This window comes from Nocardia sp. NPDC060220 (assembly GCF_042727815.1).
Taxonomy (GTDB): domain Bacteria; phylum Actinomycetota; class Actinomycetes; order Mycobacteriales; family Mycobacteriaceae; genus Nocardia.
In genome coordinates this window covers 1-10207 of the sequence record NZ_JBHWZY010000170.1, presented here as the reverse complement: position 1 = coordinate 10207, position 10207 = coordinate 1, and the positions used below count along the sequence as shown (strand labels likewise).

At 68.1% G+C, this 10207-nt stretch carries 10 protein-coding genes and 2 pseudogenes; 2 read left to right on the top strand and 10 right to left on the bottom strand.

All coding sequences use genetic code 11. The features are described from left to right. The 6 genes from ACFWF3_RS11600 to ACFWF3_RS11575 all read right to left on the bottom strand — a co-directional run. A partial coding sequence (locus tag ACFWF3_RS11600; protein ID WP_379313603.1) for a CoA-transferase occupies window positions 1–264 on the bottom strand: 264 nt, incomplete at its 3' end. Continuing rightward, window positions 261–845 carry an RBBP9/YdeN family alpha/beta hydrolase gene (locus ACFWF3_RS11595; RefSeq protein ID WP_379313602.1) on the bottom strand — a complete coding sequence of 195 codons (585 nt, stop codon included), beginning with the start codon at window positions 843–845 and terminating at the stop codon, window positions 261–263. The genes ACFWF3_RS11600 and ACFWF3_RS11595, both read right to left, overlap by 4 nt. A gap of 26 nt (window positions 846–871) precedes the next feature. Next, window positions 872–2173 carry an MFS transporter gene (locus ACFWF3_RS11590; RefSeq protein ID WP_379313601.1) on the bottom strand — a complete coding sequence of 434 codons (1302 nt, stop codon included), beginning with the start codon at window positions 2171–2173 and terminating at the stop codon, window positions 872–874. Between the two features lie 65 nt (window positions 2174–2238). Continuing rightward, window positions 2239–3291, bottom strand: a complete 1053-nt coding sequence (locus ACFWF3_RS11585) for a 3-keto-5-aminohexanoate cleavage protein (RefSeq protein ID WP_379313599.1) — start codon at window positions 3289–3291, stop codon at window positions 2239–2241. Between the two features lie 46 nt (window positions 3292–3337). Further along, complete coding sequence (locus ACFWF3_RS11580) at window positions 3338–4204, bottom strand: TauD/TfdA dioxygenase family protein (protein ID WP_378994636.1); 867 nt, start codon at window positions 4202–4204, stop codon at window positions 3338–3340. Window positions 4205–4230: 26 nt separating this feature from the next. Continuing rightward, window positions 4231–5202, bottom strand: coding sequence for a quinone oxidoreductase family protein (locus ACFWF3_RS11575; protein WP_379313598.1), 972 nt, complete (start codon window positions 5200–5202; stop codon window positions 4231–4233). Window positions 5203–5310: 108 nt separating this feature from the next. Between ACFWF3_RS11575 and ACFWF3_RS11570 the strand changes: the two genes are divergently transcribed. Continuing rightward, entirely contained in the window at window positions 5311–6321 is a 1011-nt protein-coding gene (locus ACFWF3_RS11570; RefSeq protein WP_379313597.1) for an AraC family transcriptional regulator, read from the top strand. A 204-nt stretch (window positions 6322–6525) separates the two neighbouring features. On the opposite strand, the pseudogene ACFWF3_RS11565 reads toward ACFWF3_RS11570, so the two are convergent. The 3 genes and pseudogenes from ACFWF3_RS11565 to ACFWF3_RS11555 all read right to left on the bottom strand — a co-directional run. Then, window positions 6526–6963 (bottom strand): annotated as a pseudogene (locus ACFWF3_RS11565) (enoyl-CoA hydratase/isomerase family protein); the annotation flags it as partial. After that, a pseudogene (locus tag ACFWF3_RS11560) lies at window positions 6960–7741 on the bottom strand (TIGR03617 family F420-dependent LLM class oxidoreductase); the annotation flags it as partial. The pseudogenes ACFWF3_RS11560 and ACFWF3_RS11565, both read right to left, overlap by 4 nt. Before the next feature lie 33 nt (window positions 7742–7774). Then, window positions 7775–8362 carry a TetR/AcrR family transcriptional regulator gene (locus ACFWF3_RS11555; RefSeq protein WP_379313596.1) on the bottom strand — a complete coding sequence of 196 codons (588 nt, stop codon included), beginning with the start codon at window positions 8360–8362 and terminating at the stop codon, window positions 7775–7777. A 92-nt stretch (window positions 8363–8454) separates the two neighbouring features. On the opposite strand from ACFWF3_RS11555, the gene ACFWF3_RS11550 reads away from it, so the two are divergent. Next, on the top strand, window positions 8455–9582 hold the full coding sequence (locus tag ACFWF3_RS11550; protein ID WP_379313594.1) for an NADH:flavin oxidoreductase: 1128 nt from the start codon (window positions 8455–8457) through the stop codon (window positions 9580–9582). 51 nt (window positions 9583–9633) lie between these two features. Here ACFWF3_RS11550 and ACFWF3_RS11545 read toward each other — a convergent pair. Beyond that, window positions 9634–10207, bottom strand: a 574-nt coding sequence (locus ACFWF3_RS11545; protein WP_379313593.1) for a phosphotransferase family protein, incomplete at its 5' end; no start/stop codon positions are given.

Sequence of the window (10207 nt, the reverse complement as noted above, 5' to 3'; positions counted from 1 at the left end):
ATACTGGCGCGCGAACTCGGCGTTCTCCCCGACATAGGACGCGGTGATCCGACGGATACGCTTCTGCGCCAGCAAGATCCCCAGCCCATGACTGTCGGTGCCACAGTTGTTCGAGAAGATCTCCAGCTCGTCGGCCGTGCCCGCCGCCAGTGCGGCGACGAGTGCGTCGGGAATGCCGCACACCCCGAAACCGCCGACGGCGAGCGAGGATCCGGACCCGATATCGGCGACCGCCGCGGCAGCCGTGGTGAACACCGTCGTCATCGGGCGAGCTCCCCGGTGAGGTCGAGGAGTTCGTCGAGCAGTTCCTGGGCGCGCGGCCACGGACCGTAGCCCGCCGCCGGATTCAGATGGCCGACATCGCCGAGGTCGACCAGCCTGCTCCCCCACACCTCGGCCATGCCCGCGACGCGACGCGTCGTGGCCAAGGGGTCGGTGCTGCTCGCGGCCACGATGCTCGGGAACGGCAACTGCCGCCGCGGGATCGGTGTCCAGCCGTTGGCCGCCAGTTCCTCGGCGGTCGGATAGCCCGGTGGCAGCGGGGTTTCGAAGTCGGGCGGTGTCGCGAGCAGCGCGCCGCGCACCGGCCGGTCGGACTGCTGAGCCCAGTGGACGGTGATCATCACGCCCGCGCTGTGCGCGACCAGGACGACAGGGCCGTCGATCTCGGCGAGCACCGCCTCGAGTGCGGCGACCCGCGCGGCCAGGCTCAGCCCGTCGCGCTCGAGCGGCGGCACGATCGCCACCTCGTCGAGGGTGTCGGCGAGCAGCGTCTGCCAGTGGCCTGCGACATGGTCACGCAGACCGGGCACGATCACGACGGTGGGTTCGTTCAGGGAGTTCATCTGTGCGGTAATCCTTTTCGACGGGATCAGTGCGGAGCCGCCGCGTGGACGGTGGCGAGCTTGCGCAGACCGATCGGGTACATCCGGCGGCCGAGGAGCAGGGCGGCGATGGCGAGCACCGACACCACCGGGGTGACACGCAGCGCGTTCTGCAACCCGAGGTGATCGGCGAGCACGCCGACGACGAACGGGCCGAGCGCCAGTCCGAGCAGACTGTTGGCGAGGGTGAGGGTGCCGAACGCCGAAGCGCGAACCGAAGGGTGGGTGAGGTTGGCGACCATGGCGACGGTGGGACCGGCCGAGCCGCCGGCGAAGAACGCGCCGATGCCGAGCAGAATCAGTTGCGGCGCACCGGTACTCAGGCTGAATCCGATGCCGAGGGTGACGAGCGAGGTCAAGCAGAACACGATCGCGGTGGTCCACTTGCGGGCCATCTCCGAACGCCCGACCCGGTCGGTGATCACCCCGCACACCACCATGCCGGTGCCGACGAGTGTCACGATCACGGCCGCCAGACCCGCGGCCCGGTCCGGGGCCAGCCCGTAGTAGCGGTTGAAGAAGCTGGGCATCCACGACAGCAGCACCGCGGCGGTGAACATCTGCAACCCGCTGCCCACATAGGCGCACAGCACCGCCGGATTGGTGAACAGCGTCGAAATCGGCGCACGGAAGGCGACTTCGGGAGTGGGTTCGGCCGCGTGTTCGGCGTTGCGCTGCTCCTTGACCACCACCCAGAACGCCACGGCCAGCACGAGCCCGAACACCGCCATCGTCGCGAACGACCACCGCCACCCCAGGTGCACGGCGATCACCCCGCCCGCGGCGACACCGAGCACCGATCCGAACGAACCACCGGCCATGAACGCGCCGCTCAGCGCGGCATGCCGCCGCGCGGCGAACACACTGAGCACCAGCGCGATGCCGACGCTGCCGTAGGCGGCCTCCCCGACGCCGACGAAGAAACGCGCGGCCAGCATCTGCGGATAGTTGTCGGCCAGTGCGCACACCAGCGTCGCGATACTCCACACCACGGCCATCAGCACCAGGCTCTTGACCCGGCCCCACCGGTCGGCCAGCACCGACAGCGGCAGGGTGAGCAACCCGACCATCAGCGCGACAACACTGCTCAGCGACGCCAACTGCGAATCCGACAGCGTCCATTCGGTTTTCAGGAACGGAAAGACCGCGCTCAGCACTTGTCGGGACATGTAGTCGGCCAGTAGCAGGCCGAAAGCCAGTGCGAACACCAGCCAGGGATAGTTGCGGCGAATGGTCGAGGAACGGCTCGGCGCCGGCGCGGGCTTCGCGGCGGTGGTGGTGAGGTCCATGGGTGCTCCTGCGAACCGGTGGACGTCGTCGCTGACGTCCACCGGGTTGTCGAGAAGGGGAAGGGTCAGGCGTGGTGGGTGAACCCGACCTGACCCGGCTGGCGATTCGGGGCGAACCCGAGCTTGGCGAGCGTCTCGTCGGCGTCGGCGTAGTGCTCGTCGAGTTTGTAGATCTCGCGCGCTTCCTTGCCGGTGGCGACCTCACGGCCGAGCTCGCCGGCGATCCGGACCAGCTGCTGGACCTGCTGGACCGAGGTCATCTTCTCGCCCTTGCGACCCCACAGGGTGTCCTCGTTGCCGCAGCGCGCGTGCAGACCCATGGCGATGGCCATCGTGTTCACCGGCAGCACGCTGCGCATCAGCGTCTCCAGGGTGAGCACGGCGCCGTCGGGGGTGCGGCGGATGAACTCCATCATGTTGTAGGGGTTCGGCCCGTCGAAGCCGCCGCCGATGCCGACCCAGGTGAGCATGAGCGGGCCGGTGTAGGCGCCGCGGCGGATCAGCCGCTCCACGGTCTCGAGCTGCGGGATGCTCGACAGCTGGAAGTGCGGCTGAATGCCGTTGGCCTGCAATCGCTTCAGGTGTTCGGCGACCCAGGTCGGACCCGCAGGGACGAACATCTCGCGATAGGCCTCGTACACATCGGGCCGCTCGAAGGAGGTGCCCGCGATGTCGTCCTCGGTCATCAGCTCGACGATGTTCATCTGACTGGTGTTGATCGCGATGGTGACCTGATCGGGCTTGGGATCGAGCTCGGCCAGCATGTGCCGGGCGTCGTCGGTGAGCCATTTCGCGTCGGCGCCTTCACCTTCGGGCGAGAACGAGATCGAGCCGCCCACCTGCAGGATCATGTCCGGCACGGCCTCGCGCAGGCGGCCGAGCAGCTCGTTGAACTTCGACAGGCGCTTGGAGCCCTTGCCATCGAGTTCACGCACATGGATGTGCAGCACGGTGGCGCCGGCTTCGTAGCAGTCCACAGCCGCCTGGACGTGCTCGTCCATGGTCAGCGGCAGGTCGTCGCGGAAGTCGTCGAGTTCCCATTCCGGGCCGTACGGTGCGACGGTGATGACCAGCTTTTCCTGGTTCTCCGGGAACAGTGCGTCGTCGTGAAAATGCATGGGGGTACTCCGATCGGAATTGCGGGGGTTATCGAAAAAGGGAATGTCAGAAGGGACGGTCGCCGACGATCCCGGCACGTTCCATCTTGCGGACGGCGGGCCAGTAGTCCTGGACCGCGTAGTGCTGGGTGCACCGGTTGTCCCAGATCGCGAAGCTGTTCTCGGTCCAGCGCCAGCGCACCTGGTATTCGGGGATACTCGCCTGGCGCATCAGGTAATTGAGCAGTTCGCTCGCGCCCGGCGCGTAGTCGGCGCCGAATCGGATGTTCTCCGGCGTGTGGTAATTGACCAGATGCGTCGTGAAGGAATTGACGAACAGAATGTCCTCGCCGGTGTCCGGGTGAATGCGCACCACCGGATGTTCGGCATCGGGGAAACGCTCGTGCAGGGCGAGCCGCTTCTCCTCGGTGAGCGCGGCGCCGAAACTCGCCTCGATACTGTGCCGGGCCCGCAGATGCGCGATCTGGGATTTCACCGACTGCGGCAGCCGTTTGTACGCCTCGACCATGTTCACCCAGATGGTGTCGCCGCCGACGGGCGGCGTTTCCACGCAGCGCAGCACGGCGCCCATCGGCGGATTGACCCGCCAGGTGGCATCGCAGTGGTAGGCGTTCTCGTAGTGCTCGGGCGCACTGTCGAGGTCCTTGTAGATGCGGACGAGACCAGGGTGGTCGGGATCGCTGCCGAGGGCCGGGTGGTCCTCGAGCGGGCCGAAACGTTCAGCGAGGGCGACGTGTTCGGCGCGGGTGATGTCCTGGTCGCGGACGAAGAGCACCTTGTGGCGCAGCAGCAGGGTGCGCAGTTCGGCGAACAGGGCGTCGTCGACGGCGGCCTCGGCGAGGTCCACCCCGTGCAGTTGCGCGCCGATGGTCGCGGTCAGCGGCACCGCGTGGATCGCGGTTCGAACGGTCATTGGCTTGTTCCTTTCCGGTGGGCGCGTCAGATCGCGAAGACCGACGCGCCGACGCTGCGGCCCGCTTCGAGGTCGCGATGGGCCTGGACGGCGTTCGGGAGTTCGTAGCGCTGGTTGATCTCGACCCGCAGGCGGCCCGCGGTGAGGTGGTCGTGCAGTTCACCGGCCAGTTCGGCGCGTTCGGCCGGGTCGGCGATGTAGTCCGCGAGCGCGGGCCGGGTGACGTACAGCGAGCCCTTCACGGCCAGCTGCATCGGCTCGATCGGCGGCACCGGACCCGAGGCGGTGCCGAAGCACACCAGCAGACCGCGCCGGGCGAGGGAGTCGATCGAGGACTGGTAGGTGGTCTTGCCGATGCTGTCGTAGACCACGGGAACGCCCGCGCCGTCGGTGATTTCACGGACCCGGGTCGCGACGTCCTCGCGGGTGTAGATCACCACGTGGTCGCAGCCGTTGGCGCGGGCGACCGCCGCCTTCTCCTCGCTGGAGACCGTGCCGATCACACTGACCCCGAGCAGTTTCGCCCACTGGGTGAACAACTGGCCGACACCACCCGCCGCCGCGTGCAGGAGCACCGTGTCGCCGGCGCGCAGCGGATGGATGCGGCGCAACAGGTAGGCGGTGGTCAGGCCGCGCATCGTGGTCGCGGCCGCGGTGTCGAACGCGATGGCATCGGGCAGGGCGATCAGGTGCTCGGCGGGCATGATCCGTTCGGTGCTGTACGCACCGAGCGGACTGCCGGTGTAGGTGACGCGGTCACCGGGCGCGAAATCGACGCCGGGGCCGGCGGCTTCGATCACGCCCGCCCCCTCCACGCCGAGGCCCGCCGGCAACGCCGCCGGGTACAGACCGGTGCGGAAATACGTGTCGGCGAAGTTGAGACCGACCGCCTCGTGCCGGATCCGGACCTGGCCCGGCCCCGGCTCACCGACCTCGGTGGACTCCCACCGCATCACGTCGGGACCACCGGTTTCAGCGAATCGAATTGCGTGTGCCACTGCCATCTCCTCCTGTGTGATGCAGCTAACTGTAGGGTGGGTCACACCGAGATATTTGCCCTCACGGGACAGAAAACTATTCATTTCGGGACAGCGAGGAGGTGTCGGATGAAGCCGTTGTCCAGGTACGCGTCACTGAACGACTACGTCGAACTGGCGCGCTCGCTCGGGCTCGAACCGGCCCGGCTGATCCGCGATTGCGGACTCGACCCGGCCGGTTTCGGCACGCAGGACCGCTGGATTCCGGCCGAAGCCGTCGCCGAACTACTGGAACGCTCGGCCGCCGAATCCGGCCGCGAAGACTTCGGTGTGCGATTGGCGCAGCTGCGCCGCTTCTCCAACCTCGGCCCGTTGAGCCTGGTCATCCGCGAGGAACCGGACGTGCGCAGCGCGCTGCGGTTGCTGTCGCGCCACGAGCACATGTACAACGAGGCGCTGCACACCGAGGTCATCGAGGCGAACGGCATGGCCACCATTCGGGTGAGCGTGGACGTCGGCCGAGCGGTGCCCGTGCGGCAGGCCGTCGAACTCACCACCGGGGTGCTGCACGGATTGCTCCGCGGTTTCGTCGGACCCACCTGGCGGCCGATGCAGGTGTGCTTCTCCCACCCCGCCCCGCGCGAGAGCACCACCTACCTCAAGATGTTCGGCCCGCATGTCGAGTTCGATCAGGATTTCGACGGAATCCTCACCTACAGCAGCGATCTCGACGCGGAGAACGCGATGGCCGACCCGCTGCTGCACGCCTACACGCAGCAGTTGCTCGGCGCGATGGCGCCCTCGCGGGAGGCCACGGTCGCCGACCGGGTCCGCGAACTCGTCGAACTGCTGTTGCCGACGGGCCGGTGCACCGTCGAACAGGTGGCGCGCAGCCTCGGGGTCGACCGGCGCACGGTCCACCGCAAGCTCGCCCAGGACGGCACGACGTTCACCTCGATGGTCGACGAGATCCGCGGGGCACTGGCCGAGCGGATGGTGGCCAACCGCCGCCACTCCCTCACCGAAGTAGGTGACCTGCTCGACTTTTCGTCGGTGAGCAACTTCTCGCGGTGGTTCAGTGCGAAGTACGGGGTCAGCCCCCGCCAGTGGCGGCAACGCGAGGCCGACACCCGGCGCTGAAACCGATTGCGGCGCAACCGCAGTCGACCGACTCGCGAAACAGGCTCAGCGCCCGCCGCGCGACGATTCACGGGCGAAGGCAGCCATCACATCGGTGGTCGGAATCCCCGCCAATCGCGCGACAACCGCGCCGACCAGACCGGTCGGCGCCGATCGGCGCGGGCACGCATGCCCTCGCCCGCATCGGGTCCACCCATGGCACTTCTTGGCCACCGTCCACTGTGCCATCGCGTCGGGCAGAACACCCAGCCGCACTTGGGGAATGGCGTAGCGCGCGTCCTCGGCGACGATGCGAATGTCGGCCTGCATGGCGATGGTCAGGCCGATGCCGATCGCGTGCCCGTTCACCGCGGCGATCACCGGTTTGCGCAGGGCGAAGGCGGGCGGGTCGACGGGAGACGCGGAAAACGTCGCGCTGTCGGGCTTGTCGAAGGTTCTGTCACCCCCACCGATGTCCGCGCCGGCGCAGAATGCCGGGGGCGCGCCGGTGAGCACGATGACGCGCACCGCGTCGTCGGCGTCCAGTTCGCGGTAGGCCGTGCCGATCGCCCGGCCCATCGCGCCCGTGAAGGCGTTGCGGCGTTCGGGCCGATCCAGCGTCAGCACCGCGACACCGTCGGTGACCTCGATCCGGATGCTCACGGCACCTGCAATGCGGTGACGAGGTCCTCGATGTACTCGTCGGACACGTCGTAACCCGGGAAATAGCAACAGATCCGGTCGGCATACGCACCGAAGCGTTCGATGATCGCCGCGGCGCACTGCTCCGGTGTCCCGTGCACAGCCAAGGTGTCGAGCATCGTCTGATCGATGAGGTCGGTCATCGCCGCGACCTCGCCGCGCTTGGACAGCGCGTTCAATTCCGGTTGCAGCTCGCCCCAGCCCTCGGCGTCGAGGACCGCGCGGTACGCGGGGCGCGACCCGTAGAAGCCGAGCAGCCGGCGCGCACCGACGGCCGCGGCCGCCAGCTCACCCGGCGTGCGACCCATCGCGACGATCACCTGTGGATAGATGTGCAGATCGGCGGCATCGCGCCCGGCGCGGTCGAGCCCCTCCTCGATGGCGGGCATGGTGCGTTCGGTGAAATGCCGGGCGCTGTTGAACGGCATGACCAGCAGCCCGTCAGCCACTTCGGCCGCGGTCCTGGTCATGATCGGGCCGAGCGCGCCGAGGCAGATCTGCGGCAGCCCACAGGGATTCGGGCCGGGATCGAAGGTCGGTGGCATCGCCGGGTGAACTCGCCGTCGAAACGCAGCGGGGCGCCCTCCTGCCAGGACCCGAGCACGGCTTTGATGGCGAGCACCACGTCCCGCATGCGCGCGGCCGGGCGCGACCACTCACCGCCGTACCGCTTTTCGATGTGCGCGCGGGTCTGCGAACCGAGCCCGAGGCGGAACCGGCCACCGCTGAGCAGGTGCAGGGAACGTCGCCTGAGTCATGGTGATCAGCCGCCTCAGCGCCCCGCGGACGCCAGGACATACAACGCGTCGGCCAGGCGCGCGACGAAGTCTTCACCCTCCTCGGCGTCACGCAGCAGCGCATGGAATGTCGTGGTACCCGAGAGGATCTCGAAGATCAGGTCCACATCGGCGCCGAGGGCGATCCGGCCGTCGTCGACCGCGCTACCCAGCAACTCGGCGAAGGCCTTACGCACGGGAGTGCCGATGGCGAGCAACCTGCGGCGAGCCTCCTCGGTCTGCGAATCGGCGAGCAGGCCCGGCACGCCCGCACGGGCGGCGGGACTGTCGGCGCGAGCCAGGAAGACGCGCACCCAGGTCGCCAGATCGGCCCGGAGATCGCCGGTCGGCTCCGGCAGCGTGTGCCCACCGGGGCCGTGAACAGCCTCTTCGAGCAGCGCTTGACGAGTCGGCCACCGGCGATAGATGGCGGGGGTGTTGACCCCGGCGCGCTTGGCGATCGCGACGACCGTCGCCTGCGCGTAGCCGACCTCGGCGAGCAACTGCCTGGCGGCGATGAGTACCGCGAGATCCTTGTCGGCGTCGCGGGGCCTGCCGGGGCGGGGCGAGGTTTCCGAGGGCATCATTACATAGTAACCTGTTACATAATTCACGTGGATGCCGCTCAGCGGGCTTGCCGATTGCCCGGGGCTGCCAACACTGAGAGCGTGGGTGCATGACCGCCGCCGACGCCCTGTTCACTCCCCTGCGAATCGGGCCGTTGACAGTGCCGAACCGCATCGTCATGTCGCCGATGACCCGGCAGCACTCCCCCGGCGGCACACCCGGTGACGACGTCGCCGCCTACTACCGCAGGCGCGCCGAGGGCGGCACCGGGCTGATCATCACCGAAGGCGTCGCGATCGATCATCCGACGGCGGTCGACAGCACGAAAGTGCCTCGGCTACACGGCGAATCAGCCCTGTCCGGGTGGCGTCGCGTGGTCGACGGCGTCCACGGCGCAGGCGGCAAGATCGTGCCGCAGCTGTGGCACGTCGGCCCGCTGTGGGGCGCGATGGCTCGTGTGGACCCGGCGATCACCCCCCTGCGCCCCTCGGGACTGTGGGGCCGGGTCGGGCGCACGACGTACTCCCAGCGCTACCTGTCGACGGTGAGCGCACCGACCGCCCCCATGACCGAACACGACATCGAGGATGTGATCGCCGCCTACGTACGCTCGGCCCGCAACGCGGTGGCGGTCGGTTTCGACGGCATCGCCGTCCACGCGGGCCACGGCTATCTCCTCGACGCGTTCCTCTGGGAGGCCACCAATCAACGCACCGACCACTGGGGCGGCGATCTGGCAAGACGCGTTAATTTTCCGGTCGAGGTCGTGCGCGCGATCCGCCGGGAAATAGGTCCGCGACTGCGGATCTTCTACCGCTTCTCCCAGCACAAACAACAGGACTACGGCGCACGCATCGCCGAGAATCCCGACGAACTGGGACAGATCCTCACCGCCTTGGCGGAGGCCGGTGTGGATGTATTCGACGCCAGCAGCAGGTTCTTCGACCGACCGGCCTTCGACGGCAGCGACCTGACCTTGGCGGGCTGGGCGAAGAAGCTGACCGGCGCGTACAGCATGGCTGTCGGCAGCGTCGGACTGAGCACGTCGTTGCACGAGCAGGGCATTCCCGAACCGGCCGGGCTCGACGGCCTCTACCGACGGCTCGCCGACGGCGAATTCGACCTGGTGGCGATCGGCCGCCTGCATCTCGCCGAGCCCGCGATCGCCCGCGTGCTGCGCACCGGCGCCCCCCTGCCCACCTTCGACCAGGACCGCCACCAACGCGTGCTCACCTGACCGCCGCTCGAACACGAATCGCGCGGACCCGTGTTCGAGTCGGCACCGTTTCTACTCGTCGCCGAGCAACTCCGCTACCCGCTGTGTGCAGAATGCGGTGATGTCGATGTCCGGCGCCAAGTTCAGGCGATGGGCCATGCGCAGCAACGGAATACTGAGCAGGACGGCGGCCAGCACCTCGTTGTAGCGCAGGTTGCGGACCTTCATGCCGCTGCGTTCCTCGTAGCGGGTGATCGACTCCTCGCGGGTGGGAGTACCCGGAAGTCGTTCGGTTCCCTGGAATTCCGAGCAGGCCCAGTCCAGGAACAGCATCCAGGCGAGGTCCGCCTCGTGGTCGCCGATGTAGGCGATCTCCCAGTCGAGCACGCCCGCGACGCGGAATTCTTTGTCGTAGAGGATGTTCGACATACGCGCGTCGCCCCAGCAGAGGGTGACGTGTTCGGGTTCGTAGAGGTTGGCGCGCAGCCATTCGACGGCCCGCCGCAGCGCGGGCGGCTCGGTGGTGGTCGCCCAGGCCAACGCCGAATCGACGTAGCCGATCATCTGCTCCAGCGGTGCCGCGCCGAACTTCGGGAAGGACAGGAAGTCCAAGTTCAGCGTGCGCCAGTCGAGGTGGTGGATCTCG